The 24342-nt window shown below is 50.7% G+C and carries 23 protein-coding genes and 1 pseudogene; 8 read left to right on the top strand and 16 right to left on the bottom strand.

All coding sequences use genetic code 11. The annotated features are described in order from the left end of the window. Nucleotides 1-2: 2 nt before the first annotated feature. The 12 genes from atpD to asnC all read right to left on the bottom strand — a co-directional run bounded on the left by atpD (nt 3) and on the right by asnC (nt 11013). Entirely contained in the window at nt 3-1385 is a 1383-nt protein-coding gene (gene atpD / locus FC814_RS17955; RefSeq protein WP_000190506.1) for a F0F1 ATP synthase subunit beta, read from the bottom strand. 26 nt (nt 1386-1411) lie between these two features. Then, entirely contained in the window at nt 1412-2275 is an 864-nt protein-coding gene (gene atpG, locus FC814_RS17950; RefSeq protein ID WP_000896498.1) for a F0F1 ATP synthase subunit gamma, read from the bottom strand. Nucleotides 2276-2325: 50 nt separating this feature from the next. After that, nucleotides 2326-3867 carry a F0F1 ATP synthase subunit alpha gene (gene atpA, locus FC814_RS17945; protein WP_001176745.1) on the bottom strand — a complete coding sequence of 514 codons (1542 nt, stop codon included), beginning with the start codon at nt 3865-3867 and terminating at the stop codon, nt 2326-2328. Between the two features lie 12 nt (nt 3868-3879). Continuing rightward, complete coding sequence (atpH, locus tag FC814_RS17940) at nt 3880-4413, bottom strand: F0F1 ATP synthase subunit delta (RefSeq protein ID WP_001288587.1); 534 nt, start codon at nt 4411-4413, stop codon at nt 3880-3882. 14 nt (nt 4414-4427) lie between these two features. After that, complete coding sequence (gene atpF, locus FC814_RS17935; protein WP_001052219.1) at nt 4428-4898, bottom strand: F0F1 ATP synthase subunit B; 471 nt, start codon at nt 4896-4898, stop codon at nt 4428-4430. 61 nt (nt 4899-4959) lie between these two features. After that, nucleotides 4960-5199, bottom strand: a complete 240-nt coding sequence (atpE, locus tag FC814_RS17930; protein WP_000429386.1) for a F0F1 ATP synthase subunit C — start codon at nt 5197-5199, stop codon at nt 4960-4962. 46 nt (nt 5200-5245) lie between these two features. Beyond that, complete coding sequence (atpB, locus tag FC814_RS17925) at nt 5246-6061, bottom strand: F0F1 ATP synthase subunit A (RefSeq protein ID WP_000135622.1); 816 nt, start codon at nt 6059-6061, stop codon at nt 5246-5248. Nucleotides 6062-6069: 8 nt separating this feature from the next. Then, nucleotides 6070-6450, bottom strand: a complete 381-nt coding sequence (gene atpI, locus FC814_RS17920) for a F0F1 ATP synthase subunit I (RefSeq protein WP_000116699.1) — start codon at nt 6448-6450, stop codon at nt 6070-6072. 616 nt (nt 6451-7066) lie between these two features. Beyond that, a complete protein-coding gene (gene rsmG, locus FC814_RS17915; protein WP_000932852.1) occupies nt 7067-7690 on the bottom strand; it encodes a 16S rRNA (guanine(527)-N(7))-methyltransferase RsmG in 624 nt (207 codons plus the stop codon). Nucleotides 7691-7753: 63 nt separating this feature from the next. After that, nucleotides 7754-9643, bottom strand: coding sequence for a tRNA uridine-5-carboxymethylaminomethyl(34) synthesis enzyme MnmG (gene mnmG, locus FC814_RS17910; RefSeq protein ID WP_085461489.1), 1890 nt, complete (start codon nt 9641-9643; stop codon nt 7754-7756). 378 nt (nt 9644-10021) lie between these two features. Beyond that, complete coding sequence (mioC, locus tag FC814_RS17905; protein ID WP_000763727.1) at nt 10022-10465, bottom strand: FMN-binding protein MioC; 444 nt, start codon at nt 10463-10465, stop codon at nt 10022-10024. Nucleotides 10466-10554: 89 nt separating this feature from the next. Further along, entirely contained in the window at nt 10555-11013 is a 459-nt protein-coding gene (asnC, locus tag FC814_RS17900) for a transcriptional regulator AsnC (protein ID WP_000432970.1), read from the bottom strand. Nucleotides 11014-11164: 151 nt separating this feature from the next. Between asnC and asnA the strand changes: the two genes are divergently transcribed. Beyond that, a complete protein-coding gene (gene asnA, locus FC814_RS17895; RefSeq protein WP_000845136.1) occupies nt 11165-12157 on the top strand; it encodes an aspartate--ammonia ligase in 993 nt (330 codons plus the stop codon). A 4-nt stretch (nt 12158-12161) separates the two neighbouring features. Here asnA and viaA read toward each other — a convergent pair whose 3' ends face one another. Together viaA and ravA are read right to left on the bottom strand one after the other, a co-directional pair. Beyond that, on the bottom strand, nt 12162-13613 hold the full coding sequence (gene viaA / locus FC814_RS17890) for an ATPase RavA stimulator ViaA (protein ID WP_000956601.1): 1452 nt from the start codon (nt 13611-13613) through the stop codon (nt 12162-12164). Further along, nucleotides 13607-15103, bottom strand: a complete 1497-nt coding sequence (ravA, locus tag FC814_RS17885; RefSeq protein ID WP_137326256.1) for an ATPase RavA — start codon at nt 15101-15103, stop codon at nt 13607-13609. Before ravA ends, viaA begins: the two co-directional genes overlap by 7 nt. A gap of 222 nt (nt 15104-15325) precedes the next feature. On the opposite strand from ravA, the gene kup reads away from it, so the two are divergent. The 7 genes from kup to rbsR all read left to right on the top strand — a co-directional run bounded on the left by kup (nt 15326) and on the right by rbsR (nt 23227). After that, the gene (kup, locus tag FC814_RS17880) at nt 15326-17194 is read left to right on the top strand and encodes a low affinity potassium transporter Kup (protein WP_137326255.1); all 1869 of its coding nucleotides are present in this window, start codon (nt 15326-15328) and stop codon (nt 17192-17194) included. Nucleotides 17195-17358: 164 nt separating this feature from the next. Continuing rightward, the gene (gene rbsD / locus FC814_RS17875) at nt 17359-17778 is read left to right on the top strand and encodes a D-ribose pyranase (RefSeq protein ID WP_024165202.1); all 420 of its coding nucleotides are present in this window, start codon (nt 17359-17361) and stop codon (nt 17776-17778) included. A 7-nt stretch (nt 17779-17785) separates the two neighbouring features. Further along, a complete protein-coding gene (gene rbsA, locus FC814_RS17870; protein WP_137326254.1) occupies nt 17786-19291 on the top strand; it encodes a ribose ABC transporter ATP-binding protein RbsA in 1506 nt (501 codons plus the stop codon). 4 nt (nt 19292-19295) lie between these two features. Then, a complete protein-coding gene (gene rbsC / locus FC814_RS17865) occupies nt 19296-20261 on the top strand; it encodes a ribose ABC transporter permease (protein WP_000211858.1) in 966 nt (321 codons plus the stop codon). Nucleotides 20262-20285: 24 nt separating this feature from the next. Next, on the top strand, nt 20286-21176 hold the full coding sequence (gene rbsB, locus FC814_RS17860) for a ribose ABC transporter substrate-binding protein RbsB (RefSeq protein WP_001056273.1): 891 nt from the start codon (nt 20286-20288) through the stop codon (nt 21174-21176). 125 nt (nt 21177-21301) lie between these two features. After that, nucleotides 21302-22231 (top strand): ribokinase, encoded by a 930-nt coding sequence (rbsK, locus tag FC814_RS17855; RefSeq protein ID WP_024165201.1) that lies wholly within the window; start codon nt 21302-21304, stop codon nt 22229-22231. A 3-nt stretch (nt 22232-22234) separates the two neighbouring features. Next, nucleotides 22235-23227 (top strand): ribose operon transcriptional repressor RbsR, encoded by a 993-nt coding sequence (gene rbsR, locus FC814_RS17850; RefSeq protein ID WP_000224480.1) that lies wholly within the window; start codon nt 22235-22237, stop codon nt 23225-23227. A gap of 82 nt (nt 23228-23309) precedes the next feature. Here the strand turns inward: rbsR and FC814_RS23275 are convergent. Together FC814_RS23275 and FC814_RS17840 are read right to left on the bottom strand one after the other, a co-directional pair. After that, nucleotides 23310-23441 (bottom strand): annotated as a pseudogene (locus FC814_RS23275) (hypothetical protein); the annotation flags it as partial. Nucleotides 23442-23460: 19 nt separating this feature from the next. Beyond that, nucleotides 23461-24153, bottom strand: coding sequence for a FadR/GntR family transcriptional regulator (locus tag FC814_RS17840; protein WP_001131152.1), 693 nt, complete (start codon nt 24151-24153; stop codon nt 23461-23463). Between the last annotated feature and the right edge of the window lie 189 nt (nt 24154-24342).

Genomic DNA, 24342 nt, shown 5'->3' with positions numbered 1-24342 from the left:
CGTTAAAGTTTTTTGGCTTTTTCCACTGCTTCTTCGATGGAACCGACCATGTAGAACGCCTGCTCCGGCAGGTGATCGTATTCGCCTTCCATGATGCCTTTAAAGCCACGGATGGTGTCTTTCAGGGAGACGTATTTACCCGGAGAACCGGTGAATACTTCTGCCACGAAGAACGGCTGGGACAGGAAACGCTGGATCTTACGAGCGCGCGCTACCACCAGTTTGTCTTCTTCAGACAGTTCATCCATACCCAGGATGGCGATGATGTCTTTCAGTTCCTGATAACGTTGCAGGATGGACTGAACGCCACGAGCGGTGTCGTAGTGTTCCTGACCAACTACCAGCGGATCCAGCTGACGGCTGGTGGAGTCCAGCGGGTCAACGGCCGGGTAGATACCCAGAGATGCGATCTGACGGCTCAGTACCACGGTTGCGTCAAGGTGAGCAAAGGTGGTTGCTGGGGATGGGTCAGTCAAGTCATCCGCAGGTACGTATACCGCCTGAACGGAGGTGATAGAACCGGTTTTGGTGGAGGTGATACGTTCCTGCAGAACACCCATCTCTTCCGCTAAGGTCGGCTGATAACCTACCGCTGAAGGCATACGACCCAGCAGTGCGGATACTTCCGTACCGGCCAGGGTGTAACGATAGATGTTGTCAACAAACAGCAGAACGTCACGACCTTCGTCACGGAATTTCTCAGCCATGGTCAGGCCGGTCAGAGCAACGCGCAGACGGTTTCCCGGCGGCTCGTTCATCTGGCCATACACCAGGGATACTTTGTCGATAACGTTGGAGTCGGTCATTTCGTGGTAGAAGTCGTTACCCTCACGAGTACGTTCACCTACGCCCGCAAACACAGAGTAACCGGAGTGCTCGATCGCGATGTTACGAATCAGCTCCATCATGTTTACGGTTTTACCTACACCCGCACCACCGAACAGACCAACTTTACCGCCCTTAGCGAACGGACACATCAGGTCGATAACTTTGATACCGGTTTCCAGCAGTTCCTGAGAGTTTGACAGCTCTTCGTAGGAAGGTGCTGCGCGGTGAATCGCCCAACGCTCTTCTTCACCGATCTCGCCTTTCATGTCGACTGGTTCGCCCAGTACGTTCATGATACGACCCAGAGTCGCTTTACCTACCGGGACTTCGATCGGGTGTTCGAGGTCTTTTACATCCAGACCGCGACGCAGACCGTCGGAGGAACCCATTGCGATGGTACGCACGATACCGCCGCCGAGCTGCTGCTGAACTTCCAGCACCAGACGCTCATTACCATTTTGCACCTCAAGAGCATCGTACACGCGCGGTACGGCATCCTGAGGGAATTCGACGTCAACTACGGCGCCGATTACCTGGACAATCTTTCCAGTAGCCATCTTAAATCCTCTACGAAATAACCTGTTTAAACCGCGGCGGCCCCCGAGACGATCTCGGTGAGTTCCTGAGTAATGCTGGCCTGACGAGCTTTGTTGTATACCAACTGCAGCTCTTTAATCAGGCTGCCGCCATTGTCGGTCGCGGCTTTCATCGCCACCATACGGGCGGCCTGCTCGCTGGCCAGGTTTTCAACCACGCCCTGATAAACCTGAGATTCGACATAACGACGCAGCAGGGTATCCAGCAACGCCTTCGGATCGGGTTCGTACAGGTAATCCCAGGATTTATGTTTCAGATCATCATCATCTGATGCCGGTAACGGCAGCAGCTGGCTGATGGTCGGAACCTGAGACATGGTGTTAATAAATTTGTTGCTGACAATGTAAAGCTTGTCCAGACGGCCTTCGTCGTAGGCCTGCAACATCACTTTTACCGGACCGATCAGTTCTGACAGGGAAGGGTTATCCCCCATGCCGGTGACCTGGGCAACAACATTGCCGCCCACGGAGTTGAAGAACGACACGCCTTTCGAGCCGATCATTGCGAGGTCGCATTGAACGCCTTTGTCGGTCCAGGTCTTCATTTCCGCCAGCAGTTTTTTGAACAGGTTAATGTTCAAACCACCGCACAAACCACGGTCGGTCGACACCACCAGGTAGCCCACGCGTTTAACGTCGCGGTCTTCCAGGTATGGGTGCTTATATTCCAGATTACCGTGTGCAAGGTGACCAATCACTTTGCGCATGGTTTCTGCATAGGGACGGCTGGCCGCCATGCGATCCTGCGATTTACGCATTTTGGAAGCGGCGACCATCTCCATCGCTTTAGTGATCTTTTGCGTGTTCTGGACGCTTGCGATCTTACTACGTATCTCTTTTGCGCCGGCCATGAGCTTCTCCTCAATGCCTTGCGGCCTGCCCTAAGGCAAGCCGCCAGACGTTACCAGGATTGGGTTGCTTTGAAGGAATCGAGGATGCCTTTCAGCTTGCCTTCGATTTCGTCGTTGTAGCCACCGGTCTGGTTGATCTCTTGCATCAACGGAGCGTGATCACGGTCGACGTAAGCCAGCAGAGCGGCTTCGAAGCTGCCGATTTTCGACAGTTCAACATCCGCCAGGTAACCACGTTCTGCTGCGAACAGAACCAGAGACTGTTGCGCTACGGACATTGGCGCATACTGTTTCTGTTTCAGCAGTTCGGTCACTTTCTGACCGTGGTCAAGCTGCTTACGTGTTGCATCGTCAAGGTCGGATGCAAACTGAGAGAACGCTGCCAGTTCACGATACTGTGCCAGAGCGGTACGGATACCACCGGACAGTTTTTTCATGATCTTGGTCTGTGCTGCACCACCAACACGGGATACGGAAATACCCGGGTTAACCGCAGGACGAATACCGGCGTTGAACAGGTTGGTTTCCAGGAAGATCTGACCATCGGTAATGGAGATTACGTTGGTCGGAACGAACGCAGAAACGTCACCCGCCTGAGTTTCGATAATCGGCAGCGCGGTCAGAGAACCGGTTTTCCCTTTCACTTCACCTTTGGTGAAGGCTTCAACGTATTCGGCGTTAACACGCGCAGCACGCTCCAGCAGACGAGAGTGGAGGTAGAATACGTCGCCCGGGAATGCTTCACGTCCTGGCGGACGACGGAGCAGCAGGGAGATCTGACGGTAAGCAACAGCCTGTTTAGACAGGTCATCGTAAATGATCAGCGCATCTTCGCCACGGTCACGGAAGTATTCGCCCATTGCACAACCGGCATACGGTGCCAGGTATTGCAGTGCTGCGGATTCAGACGCGGTTGCTACCACAACAATGGTGTTAGCCAGTGCGCCGTGCTCTTCCAGTTTACGTACCACGTTAGAAATGGTGGACGCTTTCTGGCCGATAGCGACATAGATACATTTGATACCGGAATCGCGCTGGTTGATGATCGCGTCGATTGCCAGTGCGGTTTTACCGGTCTGACGGTCACCGATGATCAATTCACGCTGACCACGACCGATTGGGATCATGGAGTCAACGGCTTTATAACCAGTCTGTACAGGCTGATCTACGGACTGACGTTCGATAACGCCCGGAGCGATTGCTTCTACAGCAGAGAAGCCGTCGTGATCCAGCGGACCTTTACCGTCGATTGGCGCACCCAGGGTGTTAACCACACGACCCAGCAGGCCACGACCAACCGGAACTTCCAGGATACGACCAGTACACTTAACTTTCATGCCTTCGGCAAGGTCAGCGTACGGACCCATAACTACCGCACCTACAGAGTCGCGCTCGAGGTTCAGTGCGATAGCGTAACGGTTACCCGGCAGGGAGATCATTTCACCCTGCATACAATCGGCCAGGCCGTGGATGCGGATAACACCGTCACTTACAGAAACAATAGTACCTTCGTTGTGAGCTTCACTCACAACATTGAACTGAGCAATGCGCTGCTTGATCAGTTCGCTGATTTCGGTGGAATTCAGTTGCATGCTCCAGTCCCCTTAAGACTGCAAGACGTCTGCAAGGCGCTCAAGACGACCGCGTACGCTGCCATCAATGACCATATCACCCGCTCGGATGATAACGCCTGCCATTACAGACTTATCGATTTTGCAATTCAGCTTAACTTTGCGTGACAGACGTTTTTCCATCGCAGCAGAAATTTTCGCGAGCTGTTGTTCACTCAGTGCGGCAGCGGAAATGACGTCTACCTCAGCGGTAGCCTCACTCACGGCACGCAGGTGAATAAACTGCTCCAGAACATCCGGGAGCGCGTTAAGACGACCATTCTCAGCCATAACCCGAATCAGGTTCTGACCGTTTTCGTCCAGTTGCTCACCACAAACTGCGATAAACGACTCGGCGAGCGTTTCTGGCGCCAGTGCGCCAGAGAGAAGCTCTGCCATCTGTTCGTTTTTGGTTACCTCGGCGGCAAACGCCAGCATGTCCTGCCAGCGTTCTACACTTTGGTGTTCGACGGCAAAGTCAAAAGCTGCTTTGGCGTAGGGGCGAGCTACCGTAATAAATTCAGACATCAGCCCCTCCCTCCTTACAGTTCAGCGACAAGTTTATCCACGATGTCGCTGTTAGCAGCTTCATCCACGGAACGTTCGATGATCTTCTCGGCGCCAGCAACAGCCAGGATAGCAACTTGCTTACGCAGCTCTTCACGGGCACGTTTACGCTCGGCTTCAATTTCCGCCTGCGCCTGAGCCACGATTTTAGTACGTTCCTGTTCTGCCTCAGCTTTCGCTTCGTCCAGAATCTGCGAGCGGCGTTTGTTCGCCTGCTCGATGATTACCTGGGCTTCCGCTTTCGCTTTTTTCAGCTGGTCGGTCGCGCTGGCCTTTGCAAGGTCAAGGTCCTTGTGTGCTCGTTCTGCGGAAGCAAGACCGTCAGCAATTTCTTTTTGACGTTTTTCGATGGCAGCCATTAATGGCGGCCATACGTACTTCATGCAGAACAGAACGAACAGGACAAACGCGATGGCCTGGCCGAGGATTGTTGCGTTAAGATTCACAGCACAATGCCTCTATTTAGTTAACGTTCTGATATTGCTCTTTAAATAAAAGCAACGCTTACTACGCGACAGCGAACATCACGTACAGACCCAGACCTACAGCGATCATCGGGATAGCATCCACCAGACCCATAACGATAAAGAACTGAGTACGCAGCAGAGGAATCAGATCAGGTTGACGCGCTGCGCCTTCCAGGAATTTACCCCCGAGGATGCCGATACCGATCGCAGCACCGATTGCCGCCAGACCCATCATCACAGCGGCAGCCATGTACAGCAGATCCATATTCAGGTTTTCCATGACAGTCTCCAGTTTGTTTCAGTTAAAACGTAGTAGTGTTGGTAAATTAATGTTCTTCAGACGCCATCGACAGATAGACGATCGTCAGAACCATGAAGATGAAGGCTTGCAGCGTAATGATCAGGATGTGGAAAATGGCCCACGGCACATTCAGGATCCACTGTGACCACCACGGCAACAGACCAGCAATCAGAATGAAAATCAGCTCACCAGCGTACATGTTACCGAACAGTCGCAAACCGAGTGAAACTGGTTTGGACAGCAGGCTTACCCCTTCAAGGATTAAGTTGACAGGAATGAACGCCCAGTGATTGAACGGCTGCAGCGTCAACTCTTTCGTGAAGCCGCCGATGCCTTTCATTTTGATGCTGTAGAACAGAATCAGGATAAATACGCCCAGTGCCATAGACAGCGTCACGTTCACGTCAGCAGACGGAACTACACGCAGTGCCGGCAAACCGATCCAGTGTTCTGCGATATATGGCAGCAGATCGATAGGCAGTAAGTCCATCAGGTTCATCAGGAATACCCAAACGAAGATCGTCAGGGCCAGCGGTGCAATCAGCTTGCTTTTGCCATGGTACATGTCTTTCACGCTACCATTAACAAAGCCGATTACCAGCTCAATCGCGGTCTGAAACTTACCTGGTACGCCGCTGGTCGCCTTTTTGGCGACGCTACGGAACATAAGCAGGAACAACAGACCCAGCACCACCGAGAAGAACATGGAGTCAATATTGATTGTCCAGAAGGTGGCTGGGGGGTTTTGTGGATCCACCAGCGAGAATGTACGCAGGTCCAGCTGAAGGTTATTCAGGTGGTGTCCTATGTAATCCTGCGGCGTCATATTTTCTGAAGCCATGATGCCTTTTACCCTTTGTTGTTAATTACAGCCGGTGCCAGTATCTGAACCACCAGCACCAAAACCCACGTAACGATCAGCGGCAAGAATACCGCCTTTAAAACCGCCAACGCCACCACCAGTAACACCAACATCGCCAGAACTTTGAAAGCTTCGCCAAATGCGAATGTCCAGGCCACCCGGCCTTTCGCTGGTGTATGCGCCTGGTGACGCCAGGCAAATATCATAAACAAAACGTTAGGCAGAAAGACTGCCAGGCCTCCGCTTAATGCAGAGACGCCCCAGAAGGGGTCTTTGAGGCTGAACAGCAATCCACTTGCTATCACCACCAGTAACTGAACGAGCAGAAGCTTCCGAGCAACGTTTCGACTCACGAGCGACACAGACATCACGTTTTTCACTCCTGCTCCCTTCGAGGTATGCCGCGTGTCGTATAAAACTTTCTTTAAGGCTTAGAGTCAAGCATCAAAAAGCGGTCAAATTATACGGTGCGCCCCCGTGATTTCAAACAATAAGTAGCCAAAAGGTGAATAAATGTTTAAATATTTTTCCAGTGCATACAATTGCGACTTTTCTGCTAACCATGCCAGATCATGAAAAACTGTAAATAACGCGTAAACACTGGTGGTAAAGCGTGCTTCAGATCACAGATTGAGCATGTTCGCGCACAGCATATTTATTTACTTGGCAAATGATGCCATTGCAAGTTTCTGATATTTCAGTCTAAAAACAGATACTGTTCTCATAAATAGCATTTACACAACAAAAACCAGACATTGACATTCTTAATAAAATTTTAACAGCAAATTATGGTTCTTAGCGCCGATTTTTAGCAGACTGATATTTTCACCGATGACTTATTTTCTGCTTACCCAAAAAAGCCACGTTAGTTCATTGATGCGAAATGGTAAACGTGGCGTTAAATGTAACCAGTTATATCAGTAAAAAACCTGGTCGTTGTTAACAGTCAAACCGATAAATTTTTTATGATTTTTTTGATAAAAATTAAATTTTATTTGCTTTAATCACAACCAAATGGCGTTCGCCATCCAGAGCAGGAACCTGAAGTTTAACCACTGATTCAACCTGATATTCTGCGGGCAATAGGGCTATTTCATCTTCCGGCATTTGTCCTTTCAGCGCATAGAAACGGCCTTGCTCGCCAGGAAGATGATGACACCAGCTCACCATATCGTTCAGAGAGGCAAAAGCACGGCTAATTACACCATCAAACGGTGGCTCTGACGGAAACTCTTCTACCCTACTCTGTACCGGCTCAATGTTCTCCAGTTTCAATTCATGTTGAACCTGACGCAGGAAACGCACGCGTTTACCGAGGCTATCCAGTAGTGTGAAGTGGGCGTCAGGGCGTACGATAGAGAGAGGAATGCCGGGCAGACCCGGGCCGGTGCCGACATCAATAAAACGTTCACCTTGCAGATAAGGTGCGACGACAATGCTGTCCAGAATATGGCGTACCAGCATCTCATTAGGATCGCGCACCGAAGTCAGGTTGTACGCCTTGTTCCATTTGTGCAGCATATTTACGTAGGCAATAAGCTGATTTTTCTGGTGATCGGTAAGCGAAATTCCTGCGTCTTTCAGCAGTGAGGAGAGTTTGTTGAGCACGGTGATTACCTGTTCTTGATGCGTTGCCTGGTAAGCAGGTGCTTACCAGGCATTTTTAATGCGTTATGCGCTACGACGCAGCATACCCTGTTTTTTCAGCCATACCAGCAGAATGGAGATAGCCGCAGGCGTGACGCCAGAAATACGCGAAGCCTGACCGATAGAGGCCGGTTTGTGATCGTTGAGTTTGGCGATCACTTCGTTAGAAAGACCGGATACCTGGCGGTAATCCAGCGTCGCAGGCAGCAAGGTATTCTCGTTACGCAGCTGCTTTTCGATCTCATCTTGCTGGCGCGCAATATAACCTTCGTATTTAACCTGAATCTCAACCTGTTCCGCCGCCTGTTCGTCTGTCAACGCAGGAGCAAACGGCGTCAGCGTGGTTAATTTTTCATAAGTCATTTCCGGACGACGCAGCAGATCTTCACCACTGGCTTCACGGGAAAGCGGCGCAGTCAGGTGAGCATTCACTTCGGCTGCAACGTCCGCTGACGGCGTTACCCAGGTCGATTTCAGACGCTGGCGCTCACGCTCGATGTTCTCAAGCTTCTCGTTAAAGCGCGCCCAACGTTCGTCATCCACCAGGCCCAGTTCACGACCGATTTCAGTCAAACGCAGATCCGCATTATCTTCGCGCAGCATCAGACGATATTCTGCGCGCGAGGTAAACATACGATATGGTTCTTTGGTTCCTAAAGTGCACAGGTCATCGACCAGTACGCCAAGGTAAGCCTGGGAACGTGCAGGCGCCCAGCCTTCTTTGTCGGCAGACAGTCGAGCGGCGTTAAGACCGGCCAGCAAACCTTGCGCAGCGGCTTCTTCGTAACCGGTAGTGCCATTAATCTGACCAGCAAAGAACAGCCCCTGGATAAACTTGCTCTCCAGCGTCGGTTTCAGGTCGCGAGGATCGAAGAAATCATACTCAATGGCATAACCCGGACGCACGATCTTCGCGTTTTCCATCCCCTGCATGGAGCGGACGATTTGCATCTGCACATCGAACGGCAGGCTGGTGGAGATACCGTTCGGATAAATTTCGTTAGACGTCAGCCCTTCCGGTTCAAGGAAGATCTGATGCTGATTTCTGTCGGCGAAGCGCATGACTTTGTCTTCGATCGACGGACAGTAGCGTGGGCCAACACCTTCAATCACTCCGGCATACATTGGACTACGATCGAGGTTACTGCGGATCACGTCATGAGTTTTCTCGTTGGTATGGGTGATATAGCACGGCACCTGCTGTGGATGCTGCGCTGCGTTGCCCATAAACGAGAACACCGGCATTGGGTTATCGCCATGCTGTTGCGCCAGCACACTGAAATTGATGGTGCGGGCGTCAATACGCGGCGGCGTCCCTGTTTTCAGACGACCAACGCGCAGTGGAAGTTCGCGCAAACGGCGAGAAAGCGGAATGGAAGGCGGATCTCCAGCACGACCACCGCTGTAATTATCCAGACCGATATGAATCTTGCCGTCAAGGAAAGTGCCTACAGTGAGCACGACAGCCTTAGCACGGAATTTCAACCCCATTTGGGTGACAGCACCGACCACGCGATCATTTTCGACAATAAGATCCTCAACCGCCTGCTGGAAGATCATCAGGTTTGGTTGATTCTCAAGTGCAGTGCGTACCGCCTGACGGTACAGCACACGATCCGCCTGTGCTCGGGTTGCACGAACCGCCGGTCCTTTGCTGGCGTTTAGTATCCTAAACTGGATACCCGCCTGGTCGATCGCTTTTGCCATCAGACCGCCGAGTGCATCCACTTCTTTTACCAGATGTCCCTTCCCAATACCGCCGATTGCCGGGTTGCAGCTCATCTGTCCCAGAGTGTCGATATTGTGTGTCAAAAGCAGAGTCTGTTGACCCATACGCGCCGCAGCCATCGCGGCCTCGGTGCCTGCATGACCCCCGCCAATGATGATGACGTCAAAAGGATCCGGATAAAACATGGTGATTGCCTCGCATAACGCGGTATGAAAATGGATTGAAGCCCAGGCCGTGGATTCTACTCAACTTTGCCTGCTTGAGAAAGACTTGGGATCCTGGGTATTAAAAAGAAGATCTTTTTATTTAGAGATCTGTTCTATTGTGATCTCTTATTAGGATCGCACTACCCTGTGGATAACAAGGATCCGACTTTTAAGATCAACAACCTAGAAAGGATCATTAACTGTGAATGATCGGTGATCCTGGACCGTATAAGCTGGGATCAGAATGAGGGGTTATGCACAACTCAAAAACTGAACAACAGTTGTTCTTTGGATAACTACCGGTTGATCCAAGCTTCCTGACAGAGTTATCCACAGTAGATCGCACGATCTGTATACTTATTTGAGTAAATTAATCCACGATCCCAGCCATTCTTCTGCCGGATCTTCCGGAATGTCGTGATCAAGGATGTTGATCTTCAGTGTTTCGCCCATCTGTTTCGCACCGGAATTTTTGAGTTCTGCCTCGAGTTTATCGATCGCACCACAAAAAGTGTCGTATTCACGACTGCCAATACCGATTGCGCCAAAGCGTACCGCAGAAAGATCGGGTTTTTGTTCCAGCAACGCTTCATAGAAAGGAGAAAGGTTGTCCGGAATGTCTCCGGCGCCGTGGGTAGAACTGATAATCAGCCAGATCCCGGAGGCAGATAAATCTTCTAACAACGGACCATGCAGCGTTTCGGTGGTAAAACCCGCCTCTTCCAGCTTTTCTGCCAGGTGTTCTGCTACATATTCGGCACCGCCCAGGGTGCTGCCGCTGATAAGAGTGATATCTGCCATAAACCGCCACCTTTATTAAGAGTGGCGTATTGTACGCTGTGAACGCGCTGGGATCTACCTGTGGAAAAGTATGGGATTAAAAAAGCCGATCATGGCTTGATGGTACGCATGATCGGGTTTTGCAGGACGATCAGTGTCTCGGTGGACTGAATTTCATCAATTGTTTGGATCTTGTTGATAAGTACATGCTGGAGAGCATCGATCGAACGGCACATCACTTTTATAAAGATGCTGTAGTGGCCAGTTGTGTAATAGGCTTCAGTAACTTCATCAAGGCTTTCCAGCTTTGCCAGCGCGGAAGGGTAGTCTTTGGCGCTCTTTAATATAATGCCGATAAAGCAGCCTACGTCATAACCAAGCTGCTTCGGGCTGACGTCGATACGCGCACCGGTAATGATCCCCGCCTGCTTCATTTTCTCTACACGAACGTGAATCGTCCCCGGGCTGACGCCAAATTGTTTCGCCAGTTCAGCGTAAGCGGTGCGCGCATTGCCCATTAATGCTTCCAGGATGCCACGGTCCAGATTGTCGATCAGATAATTTTCCATAGGATTTTCTTATTCATATTGATGATTCATTCTATTTTAGTCTTCTTTTTTAATGAATCAAAAGTGAGAAAGGCTTTTTATTGAATGATTATTGCATGTGTGCTGGTTTTTGTTGCTTAATCATACGCAACAGGACGCAGGAGTATAAAAAATGAAAACCGCTTACATTGCCAAACAACGTCAAATTAGCTTCGTGAAATCTCACTTTTCTCGTCAACTGGAAGAACGCTTAGGGCTGATTGAAGTCCAGGCGCCAATCCTTAGTCGTGTGGGGGATGGCACGCAGGATAACTTGTCGGGCTGTGAAAAAGCGGTACAGGTAAAAGTGAAAGCTCTGCCTGATGCCCAGTTCGAAGTGGTTCATTCACTGGCGAAGTGGAAACGTCAGACGTTAGGGCAACACGACTTCAGCGTGGGCGAAGGGCTGTACACGCACATGAAAGCCCTTCGCCCCGATGAAGACCGTCTTTCTCCGTTGCACTCGGTCTATGTAGACCAGTGGGACTGGGAACGCGTAATGGGCGACGGCGAGCGTCAATTCTCGACTCTGAAAAGCACGGTAGAGGCGATCTGGGCGGGAATTAAAGCAACCGAAGCTGCGGTTAGCGAAGAGTTTGGCCTGGCACCGTTCCTGCCGGATCAGATCCACTTCGTACACAGCCAGGAATTACTGTCTCGTTATCCGGATCTCGATGCCAAAGGGCGTGAGCGGGCGATTGCGAAAGATCTTGGCGCGGTATTCCTTGTCGGGATTGGCGGCAAGTTGAGTGATGGTCATCGTCATGACGTGCGCGCACCGGATTATGATGACTGGAGCACCCCGTCAGAGCTGGGCCATGCGGGTCTGAACGGCGATATTCTGGTGTGGAACCCGGTACTGGAAGATGCGTTTGAGCTTTCTTCCATGGGGATCCGCGTGGATGCTGACACGCTGAAGCACCAACTGGCGCTAACTGGTGATGAAGATCGTTTGCAACTAGAGTGGCATCAGGCGCTGCTGCGCGGTGAAATGCCGCAGACTATCGGCGGCGGTATCGGCCAGTCTCGTTTGACCATGCTACTGCTGCAACTGCCGCATATCGGCCAGGTTCAGTGTGGCGTTTGGCCTGCGGCAGTTCGTGAGAGCGTCCCTTCTCTGCTGTAATAATTTATCGCCGCCAGCGTCTGAGCAGGCGGCTTCGCATCCCGGTATCAAAACGCCAGATATGATCGAAAATGCGCATGATGCCGGGTTTGCCGTGTGCCGACATCGCCACGGCATGAAAGCGATGCTGATGTACCCGCTGCAACTCTTTCACTTTACTCGTCACGTCGTCAGGCAACCGCTGGGCGATAAAATCAGAAATCACCACCGCATCGGCGTCAAACCATTCCCGGCTTTGCAAGCGTTCCATAATGGCGCGAAAACAACTGGCAAGATCGGTGCCGCCACGAAACTGCTGGCTTAAAAAGCGAATCGCTTGTTCGATGCCTTGTGAGCCTGAAAGCTCATAACGGACAATCTCGGTGGAAAATAACATAATAAAGCAGCGCCGGTTTTCAGCGAGGGCAATGCGCATCAATGCCAGGCAGAATGCTTTCGCACACTGTTCATTAAAGCCGCCCATTGAGCCGGAAGTATCCACGCAGACAATAAACGGCCCGCGCGGCTGTTCGTCGTAATCTTTATGTACCACCGGGCGTTCGATCACTTTTTCACGCCACGATTCACCGTGCAGACGATAGGTAAGCAACTGCTTTTCCACCAGCCGACGGTAAAACTCATACTCCAGTTCAGTTATCCCAAGCGTAGCCAGTTCCGGCGGCAGAAGGCGTAAAATATCATCGCTTTGTTGCAGACCATCAACCTGCTCAGGAACGGTCGCCGGTTCGCGCACCATAGTGCGGAAGGTTTCCATCTGCGCATCGTTGCGTGGTATCGATTTGGCTTCCCGCGAACGCCCGAGCTGTTCCGCCAGGCGCTTCAGTTCCGGCTGTTCGTTAAGAAATTCACCGTATTTTACAATTAACTGATAGTCGCCGCGTTTAAGCTGACCGGCGCTCATATCCCACAGACGACCGGCTGCGGTGTTGTTTTCTGCCAGAATCGGTTCAAGCTGCCCACTTAGCGTCATGCGTTCCTGAACTTCACTCAACAGTTGTTCGCGTTCTTCTTCTAATAACTGTTGATTTAACGTCGTCGCTTGCACTATCAGACTTAAGCGCCAACGCTGGAGAAAAAGCGTGTGTAATGCCGGAGTGATCGTGCCGTTGGCATCAACCAACTGCTGGGCTTGTTCGGCCCACGGGGAATTCAGTCGATGCAGTAAGTCCAGTATCTGCGGTAGTTGCACAATAAATTGCGGCGTGGAAAGAAGCTGGCTTTGCTGATAGCACATGACCTCTTCCGTGAGCTCCTGCGGGACTCGGGCATCTTTCAGCCGACTGCGCAGCGCCTCACGCCAGCGGGGAATATCATCAGTGATTGCCGCCTTCAGTCGTGGGAATTTTTCAAAGAAGACAGCCAACTGCGGTGAGGCCAACAGAGCGATGATCATCTCTTCGATCAATCCCTCTTCGCTGACGGCCAGCATCACATTGAGCGTATCCAGTGTTAGCATTGTTGCGCCTGGCGAATCTGGGTGCCGACATCCTGTAGGCTGGCTTCAATGCGACCTAACCAGTCGCTATGGATAAACAGACATTTTTGCTGTTCGCTGAATAAGGCGTGTTGCTTGCGCCAGTCGCTTTCAAGCTCTTCCAGTTGTTGTTTTATTTCACCAGGCAGACCTTCAGCCGATGAACCGGGAAGCGCCAGCGTACTGCCTTGTAAACTCACATCGCGTACAACCAGATGTTGGGCGCTATCAACTTCCAGATTCAGTTTCTGGGCAAAGCCGATACCGTTCAGTTTGCCGCGAATTTCACCACCTTTACTCAGCCACTGTTCCAGTGCGCTACGCTCAAAAGCGATATGAACAACTTCCATATCATGCAATTTTAATTGCTTTTGCAGCAACAGGGTCAGCGTGGAAGCAGCAACGTCGGCAGGAAGTTGATACTGTGGGCGACGGCTGAACATGCCACCCTGACGAATCACCGTAAAGGCCGTTTTATCGCTTTGTTGCTGCTGGAGTTGCAGGCGACGCTGCACAATTGCACTCAGTCGCGTCAGCATTTCCTGTTGCTGCCACGCATGACTGGTCATCAATACGTCAATTTGTTGTTGAATTAAATTCAGACTTTGGGCGTCGTACCACAGGCAATCTTTCAGCAAGATGAGATCAATCGGGACAACCGCGCTGCGACCGCTAAAAAAGGCGCTGGCCTGCAATAAGCGGATCGCTTTTTTCCAGCGACGGTCGGAGACATAAGGCGCATCCGGTAATTTATCCAGTTGCTGGCGCAGCATAAAAATCAGCTCAAATACATGATCGGGCAGCGTAATTTCACCAATCTCTTTCTGCCAGCGTTCGTATTCTTCATCCGTGACCTGCAAGGATGGTGGAACGGGATTGTCGTTTTCATCCTGTTGGCTGGTCAGCATGGAGCGAAAATTCGTTTTATCCTGCACTTTATCTAACCACAGACGAATCAGCATACGGTCATATAACGCTTCCAGGCTGCTGTCTGCTTCTGGCAGTTCGTTGGAGGCCGCCACCAGCAGGCGCATAGGGATTTTTTCAACATGTGCGCCGTTGCGGAAGTGGCGTTCATTAATAGCGGTTAGTAGGGTATTAAGAATCGCTGGCCCGGCTTTCCAGATCTCATCAAGAAAGACGATTTCTGCTTCCGGCAGGTAGCCGCTGGTTAAACGCTCATAGCGGCCTTCATCTTTTAACGCCTGAATAGAAAGGGGGCCAAAAACTTCTTCCGGTGTGGAGAAGCGGGTCATCAGATATTCAAACGCGCGCGCATTCTGGAAGGCGAATTTTAAGCGCCGGGCGATTAAACTTTTAGCAATACCTGGTGGGCCAAGCAGGAATACGCTTTCACCACTTAATGCCGCTAACAAACACAGGCGGATGGCGTGGCTACGTTCATAAAGCCCTTTTTCAAGCGAACTGCTTAGACGGGAAATTCTTTCCGCTAATAAATGAGGGTGAGCCATAATGAAGTGGCGTCCTTTCGTCAAAAGTTCTGCGTAAACTGCGAGTATAGACGTTTCTTGCTGGTGGCAAAAATAGTCTCAAAGGAGGGCTATTTTTCTTTGAGCCAGGTTAATGTGGCCGCATTTAGGAGTACGATTTTGCCGTTAATCGTGCATACTGTGCGCTTTTTTGTGGGCCAAGGGACTACGCACACATTTCATATTTCAACGAAAGACTAGTCTATGAGCACTGATAATAAGCAATCGTTGCCCGCGATTACCCTCGCGGCGATTGGAGTTGTCTACGGCGATATTGGTACCAGCCCGTTATATACACTTCGTGAATGTTTGTCCGGCCAGTTTGGTTTTGGCGTTGAACGCGATGCTGTGTTTGGCTTTTTATCGCTGATCTTCTGGCTGCTAATCTTTGTGGTTTCCATTAAATATCTCACCTTCGTGATGCGGGCAGATAACGCCGGGGAAGGGGGCATACTGACATTGATGTCGCTTGCCGGGCGTAATACGTCGGCGCGAACGACATCAATGCTGGTGATTATGGGGCTAATCGGCGGCAGTTTCTTCTATGGTGAAGTTGTCATAACACCCGCTATTTCGGTGATGTCAGCCATTGAAGGTCTGGAAATCGTCGCCCCTCAGCTGGATACCTGGATAGTTCCCCTCTCAATCATCGTTCTCACTTTACTGTTTATGATTCAAAAGCATGGTACTGCCATGGTCGGTAAGTTGTTTGCGCCGATTATGCTGACCTGGTTTTTGATTCTGGCGGGGCTGGGGTTACGTAGCATTATTGCCAACCCTGAAGTGTTACATGCTTTAAATCCAATGTGGGCGGTGCATTTCTTCCTTGAATATAAAACCGTTTCCTTTATTGCGTTAGGTGCGGTGGTGCTGTCGATTACCGGTGTCGAGGCGCTGTATGCCGATATGGGGCACTTTGGTAAGTTCCCTATTCGCCTGGCGTGGTTCACCGTCGTATTGCCGTCTTTGACCCTTAACTACTTTGGGCAGGGGGCGCTGCTGTTAAAACACCCGGAAGCGATTAAGAACCCGTTCTTCCTGTTGGCTCCGGATTGGGCGCTGATCCCGCTACTGATCATCGCCGCACTGGCAACGGTGATTGCCTCGCAGGCGGTTATTTCTGGTGTTTTCTCATTGACGCGTCAGGCGGTACGTCTGGGATACTTGTCGCCGATGCGCATTATTCACACCTCTGAAATGGAGTCAGGGCAAATCTACATTCCGTTTGTGAACTGGATGCTCTATGTCGCAGTCGTGATTGTCATTGTCAGCTTTGAGCACTCCAGCAACCTGGCGGCGGCGTATGGAATTGCGGTGACCGGAACGATGGTGCTGACGTCTATTCTTTCAACCACCGTGGCGCGTCAGAACTGGCACTGGAATAAGTATTTTGTTGCGCTGATTTTGATTGCTTTCCTTTGTGTCGATATCCCTCTGTTTACCGCTAACCTCGATAAACTGCTTTCCGGCGGCTGGTTGCCTCTGAGCCTCGGCACGGTGATGTTTATCGTGATGACGACCTGGAAGAGCGAGCGTTTCCGCCTGCTGCGTCGGATGCACGAACATGGTAACTCTCTGGAAGCAATGATTGCTTCACTGGAGAAATCACCGCTTGTTCGCGTTCCCGGAACCGCTGTGTATATGTCGCGTGCAATTAATGTCATTCCCTTTGCGCTGATGCATAACCTTAAACATAACAAGGTGTTGCATGAGCGGGTTATTCTGTTAACTCTGCGTACTGAAGACGCGCCATATGTCCATAACGTCCGTCGGGTACAGATTGAACAATTGTCGCCCACTTTCTGGCGGGTGGTGGCAAGTTATGGTTGGCGAGAAACGCCAAACGTGGAAGAAGTTTTCCACCGTTGCGGTCTGGAAGGATTAAGTTGCCGGATGATGGAAACCTCCTTCTTTATGTCGCATGAATCACTGATCCTTGGCAAACGCCCGTGGTATTTGCGTCTGCGCGGCAAGCTGTACTTGCTGTTGCAACGTAATGCGCTGCGCGCGCCGGATCAGTTTGAAATCCCACCAAACCGGGTTATCGAATTGGGTACTCAGGTCGAAATCTAACGCCAGACGCCTCCTTTCTCCATAAGGGGGCGTTTTTTTTCATGGTTACTCACGATGTAAAACGTTTCGATGTTGATCACATTTCAGTAACGTCGTGATGGTTTTCCTTAATCAGTCAGGATTAAACTGCGGGTCAGCGAAACGTTTCGCTGATGGAGAAAAAAATGAAAAAAGGCACCGTTCTTAATTCTGATATTTCATCGGTGATCTCCCGTCTGGGACATACCGATACGCTGGTGGTGTGTGATGCTGGTTTACCCATCCCCAAAAGTACAACGCGTATCGATATGGCATTAACCCAGGGTGTACCTTCTTTTATGCAGGTGCTGGGCGTCGTCACAAGTGAAATGCAGGTCGAGGCAGCCATTATCGCGGAAGAGATCAAACAACATAATCCGCAACTCCACGAAACGTTGCTCACTCACCTTGAGCAGCTGCAAAAACACCAGGGAAACACTATTGAAATTCGTTACACCACGCATGAACAATTCAAACAACAAACCGCAGAAAGTCAGGCGGTAATTCGCAGCGGAGAATGTTCTCCGTATGCGAATATCATTCTCTGTGCTGGCGTGACGTTCTGAGGCCGCCATGGAAGCATTACTACAGCTTAAAGGTATCGATAAAGCGTTTCCGGGCGTAAAAGCTCTCTCGGGAGCCGCGTTAAATGTCTATCCAGGTCGTGTGATGGCGCTGGTAGGCGAAAATGGTGCGGGTAAATCCACCATGATGAAAGTGCTGACCGGTATCTATACCCGTGATGCTGGTACGCTTTTATGGTTGGGTAAAGAGACTACTTTTACCGGGCCGAAATCCTCCCAGGAAGCCGGGATTGGGATTATCCACCAGGAACTGAACCTGATCCCGCAGTTGACCATTGCAGAAAACATTTTCCTCGGTCGTGAGTTTGTAAATCGCTTTGGCAAAATTGACTGGAAAACCATGTATGCCGAAGCGGATAAACTTTTAGCCAAACTTAACCTGCGGTTTAAAAGCGACAAGCTGGTGGGCGATCTTTCTATTGGCGACCAGCAGATGGTGGAAATTGCCAAAGTGCTGAGCTTTGAGTCGAAAGTCATCATTATGGATGAACCGACCGATGCACTGACCGATACCGAAACAGAATCCCTGTTCCGCGTTATCCGCGAACTGAAATCGCAGGGGCGCGGCATTGTCTATATTTCCCACCGTATGAAAGAAATCTTCGAGATTTGCGATGACGTTACCGTTTTTCGTGACGGGCAATTTATTGCCGAGCGCGAAGTAGCGTCACTGACTGAAGATTCGCTGATTGAGATGATGGTGGGACGTAAGCTGGAAGATCAGTATCCACACCTGGACAAAGCGCCGGGAGACGTCTTACTGAAAGTCGATAATCTCTGCGGACCTGGCGTTAACGATGTCTCTTTTGCTTTACGCAAAGGCGAAATTCTTGGCGTCTCTGGTTTGATGGGCGCAGGTCGTACCGAACTGATGAAAGTGCTCTATGGCGCCCTGCCGCGCACCAGCGGTTACGTCACTCTGGATGGTCATGAGGTCGTTACCCGTTCGCCGCAGGATGGCCTGGCAAACGGCATTGTGTATATCTCTGAAGACCGTAAACGCGACGGTTTAGTGTTGGGCATGTCAGTAAAAGAGAACATGTCACTGACCGCGCTACGCTACTTCAGTCGCACAGGTGGTAGCCTGAAACATTCGGATGAGCAGCAGGCGGTCAGTGATTTTATCCGTCTGTTCAACGTCAAGACGCCGTCGATGGAACAGGCAATAGGCCTGCTTTCTGGGGGAAATCAGCAAAAAGTGGCGATTGCCCGTGGCCTGATGACGCGTCCTAAAGTGTTGATCCTTGATGAGCCTACCCGTGGCGTAGATGTCGGCGCGAAAAAAGAGATCTATCAACTGATTAACCAGTTCAAAGCCGATGGTTTGAGCATCATTCTGGTGTCATCGGAAATGCCAGAAGTATTAGGCATGAGCGATCGCATTATCGTCATGCATGAAGGGCATCTCAGCGGGGAATTTACTCGAGAGCAGGCCACTCAGGAAGTGTTAATGGCTGCCGCTGTGGGCAAGCTTAATCGCGTGAATCAGGAGTAAAAAAATGACAACCCAGACTGTCTCTGGTCGCCGTTATTTCACGAAAGCGTGGCTGATGGAACAGAAATCGCTTATCGCTCTGCTGGTGCTGATCGCGATTGTCTCGACGTTAAGCCCGAACTTTTTCACCATCAATAACTTGTTCAATATTCTCCAGCAAACCTCGGTGAACGCCATTATGGCGGTCGGGATGACGCTGGTTATCCTGACGTCAGGCATCGACTTGTCGGTCGGTTCTCTGTTGGCGCTGACTGGTGCAGTTGCTGCATCTATTGTCGGCATTGAAGTCAACGCGCTGGTGGCTGTCGCTGCCGCTCTCGCGTTAGGTGCGGCAATTGGCGCGGTAACCGGGGTGATTGTGGCGAAAGGTCGTGTCCAGGCGTTCATCGCTACGCTGGTTATGATGCTTTTACTGCGCGGCGTGACCATGGTTTACACCAACGGTAGCCCGGTGAATACCGGATTTACTGAGAACGCCGATCTGTTCGGCTGGTTTGGTATTGGTCGTCCGCTGGGTGTTCCGACGCCAGTCTGGATCATGGGGATTGTTTTCCTCGCGGCCTGGTACATGCTGCATCACACGCGTCTGGGACGTTACATCTACGCGCTGGGTGGTAACGAAGCAGCAACGCGCCTTTCTGGTATCAACGTCAATAAAATCAAAATCATCGTCTATTCTCTTTGTGGTCTGCTGGCATCGCTGGCCGGGATCATTGAAGTGGCGCGCCTCTCCTCCGCGCAACCCACGGCGGGGACTGGCTATGAGCTGGATGCTATTGCTGCGGTTGTTCTGGGCGGTACGAGCCTGGCGGGCGGAAAAGGTCGCATTGTTGGGACGTTGATCGGCGCATTAATTCTTGGCTTCCTTAATAATGGGTTGAATTTGTTAGGTGTTTCCTCCTATTACCAGATGATCGTCAAAGCGGTGGTGATTTTGCTGGCGGTGCTGGTAGACAACAAAAAACAGTAATAACGACTACAGGACATCTTGAATATGAACATGAAAAAACTGGCTACCCTGGTTTCCGCTGTTGCGCTAAGCGCCACCGTCAGTGCGAATGCGATGGCAAAAGACACCATCGCGCTGGTGGTTTCTACACTTAACAACCCGTTCTTTGTATCGCTGAAAGATGGCGCGCAGAAAGAGGCGGATAAACTTGGCTATAACCTGGTGGTGCTGGACTCCCAGAACAACCCGGCGAAAGAGCTGGCAAACGTGCAGGACTTAACCGTTCGCGGCACCAAAATTCTGCTGATTAACCCGACGGACTCCGACGCAGTGGGTAATGCTGTGAAGATGGCTAACCAGGCGAACATCCCGGTTATCACTCTTGACCGCCAGGCAACGAAAGGTGAAGTGGTTAGCCACATTGCTTCTGATAACGTACTGGGAGGCAAAATTGCGGGTGATTACATCGCGAAGAAAGCTGGCGAAGGTGCAAAAGTTATCGAACTACAAGGCATTGCCGGTACATCCGCTGCTCGTGAACGTGGTGAAGGCTTCCAGCAGGCCGTTGCTGCTCACAAGTTTAACGTTCTCGCTAGCCAGCCGGCAGACTTCGATCGCACCAAAGGTTTGAACGTCATGCAGAACCTGCTGACCGCTCACCCGGATGTGCAGGCTGTGTTCGCGCAGAATGATGAAATGGCGCTGGGCGCACTGCGCGCGCTGCAAACTGCCGGTAAATCGGATGTGATGGTCGTCGGATTTGACGGTACACCGGATGGCGAAAAAGCGGTGAATGATGGCAAACTAGCAGCGACTATCGCTCAGCTACCCGATCAGATTGGCGCTAAAGGCGTCGAAACCGCTGATAAAGTGCTGAAAGGCGAGAAAGTTCAGGCTAAGTATCCGGTTGATCTGAAACTGGTTGTTAAGCAGTAGTTTTAATCAGGTTGTATGACCTGATGGTGACATAAATACGTCATCGACAGATGAACGTGTAATATAAAGAAAAGCAGGGCACGCGCCACCCTAACACGGTGGCGCATTTTATGGACATCCCGAATATGCAAAACGCAGGCAGCCTCGTTGTTCTTGGCAGCATTAATGCTGATCACATTCTTAATCTTCAATCTTTTCCAACTCCAGGCGAAACAGTAACCGGTAACCACTATCAAGTCGCATTCGGCGGTAAAGGCGCGAATCAGGCTGTGGCAGCAGGGCGTAGCGGCGCGAATATCGCGTTTATTGCCTGCACGGGAGATGACAGTATTGGTGAGAGCGTTCGCCAGCAGCTCGCCACTGATAATATTGATATTTCGCCGGTCAGCGTGATCAAAGGCGAATCGACAGGCGTGGCGCTGATTTTTGTTAATGGTGAAGGCGAGAACGTCATTGGTATTCATGCCGGGGCTAACGCTGCCCTTTCCCCGGCGCTGGTGGAAGCGCAACGTGAGCGTATTGCTAACGCGTCAGCATTATTAATGCAGCTGGAATCACCACTCGAAAGTGTGATGGCAGCGGCGAAAATCGCCCATCAAAATAAGACTATCGTCGCGCTTAACCCCGCTCCGGCTCGCGAATTACCTGATGAATTGCTGGCGCTGGTGGACATTATTACGCCAAACGAAACTGAAGCAGAAAAGCTCACCGGTATTCGTGTTGAAAATGATGAAGATGCGGCGAAGGCTGCGCAGGTACTGCATGAGAAAGGTATCCGTACCGTACTGATTACCTTAGGAAGTCGTGGCGTGTGGGCTAGCGTGAATGGCGAAGGTCAGCGCGTTCCTGGATTCCGGGTTCAGGCTGTCGATACCATTGCTGCCGGAGATACTTTTAACGGCGCGTTAATCACGGCGTTGCTGGAAGAAAAACCATTGCCTGAGGCGATTCGTTTTGCTCATGCTGCCGCTGCGATTGCCGTAACGCGCAAAGGCGCACAACCGTCAGTACCGTGGCGTGAAGAGATCGAAACATTTTTAGACAGGCAGAGGTGACGCTTGGCCACAATGAAAGATGTTGCCCGCCTGGCGGGCGTTTCTACCTCAACCGTTTCTCACGTCATCAATAAAGATCGCTTCGTCAGCGAAGCGATTACCGCCAAAGTTGAAGCGGCGATTAAAGAACTCAATTACGCGCCATCAGCTCTGGCGCGTAGCCTCAAGCTCAATCAGACTCGAACCATTGGCATGTTGATTACTGCCAGTACCAATCCTTTCTATTCCGAACTGGTGCGTGGCGTTGAACGCAGTTGCTTCGAACGCGGTTATAGCCTTGTTCTTTGTAATACCGAAGGCGATGAGCAGCGAATGAATCGCAATCTGGAAACGCTGATGCAAAAGCGCGTTGATGGCTTGCTGTTACTGTGCACCGAAACACACCAGCCTTCGCGTGAAATAATGCAACGTTATCCAACAATCCCTACTGTGATGATGGACTGGGCGCCGTTCGATGGCGACAGCGATCTTATTCAGGATAACTCGTTGCTGGGCGGAGATTTAGCGACGCAATATCTGATCGACAAAGGTTATACCCGAATTGCCTGTATTACCGGTCCGTTGGATAAAACGCCTGCGCGCTTGCGGCTGGAAGGTTATCGGGCGGCAATGAAGCGTGCTGGCCTTGACGTTCCTGATGGTTATGAAGTCACTGGCGATTTTGAATTTAACGGCGGGTTTGACGCGATGCAGCAATTGTTATCGCATCCGCTGCGCCCCCAGGCAGTCTTTACTGGAAATGACGCTATGGCAGTTGGCGTATACCAGGCTCTATATCAGGCTGGGTTATATGTCCCGCAGGATATCGCGGTGATTGGCTATGACGATATCGAACTGGCAAGCTTTATGACGCCACCGCTCACTACAATTCATCAACCAAAAGATGAACTGGGAGAGCTGGCGATTGATGTACTCATCCACCGGATAGCACAGCCAAATCTACAGCAACAACGACTACAACTTACGCCGATACTGATGGAGCGCGGCTCGGCTTAGATTTACGCTTTTTTTAATCAAATTATTACTGTTGCTTTCAGAAGCATGAATATTGCTACTGAAAGCAACAGTAATAATTCTCCGGAATAAGCATTGCCACCGTCAGCGTATAACTGATGATGGCAGCAATTGCGGATAAGGTGGTATTCAGGATGGTGAGATTTAGTGTCCGTATAAAGATGACCATTGCCGCAATGCACGGCAAACCCGCCATACTGTATCCGTTTGTTATATTACTTATCCGGGGAGCGTAGCAGCGCCTGACAAGCTTTAAATGCAGCGTCGCCATCACTTTGGATTATTGCATCGACAATCGCCTGGTGTAGATCCAGTTTTATCACGGTATCGCTGGTTATTGACGTAAAGTAAGTGTGATAAACCGAATGAAATAGTGAAGCGAAAGATGTCAAAAACGGATTGGCGCTCATTTCATAAATATGTTCATGCCAGGCCATATCGACCTCAATCCAACGCTCCCGGCGGAAATGCTCTTTTAACGACACCATTTCGGCCATCAGTGTATTGAGATGCGCCTTCTGTTCTGCGGTGCCCACCGTTGCTGCCAATAAGCAGGCTTGCGGCTCCAGACAGATACGCATAACCAGAAAATGATCAATAACTTGATGAAAGTTCTCTTCTGTCATCCACCAGGAGAGCAACTCTTGATCAAGAAAATTCCAGTTGGATTGCGGCATGACACGCGTACCAATTCGTGGTCGTGGCAAAACCATTCCTTTTGCCGTTAACGTCTTGACCGCTTCGCGTACCGCAGTACGGCTCACTCCAAATTGCTCACCCAGCTCAATTTCACCAGGCAGAATGGTGCCGGGTGCGTATTCACCTTTTAAGATCCGTTGCGCCAGCTTCTCGGCCAGAACATACGAAAGGTTTTTCTGTGCAGCTAACTGTTGTGCGCTTAATGGCATACTCATCTTCCTTATTCTTTTTTTCCTCCTTAGTATGCCACCAGGAAGTGTGATTGCGGTTGCAAAAACGGCAAATTGATTGTTTTATGGCACACCAGCAAGTGTTTTGATGAAAAAACGCGCATTCGGAAAATTATTTTAAATTTCCTCTTGTCAGCTCAGAATAACTCCCTATAATGCGCCACCACT

Source organism: Escherichia sp. MR (assembly GCF_005280595.1).
In the GTDB taxonomy this organism is placed as follows: Bacteria; Pseudomonadota; Gammaproteobacteria; order Enterobacterales; family Enterobacteriaceae; genus Escherichia; species Escherichia ruysiae.
Note: the sequence above shows the minus strand (reverse complement) of the source record. Positions and strands in the feature narration are given on the sequence as shown.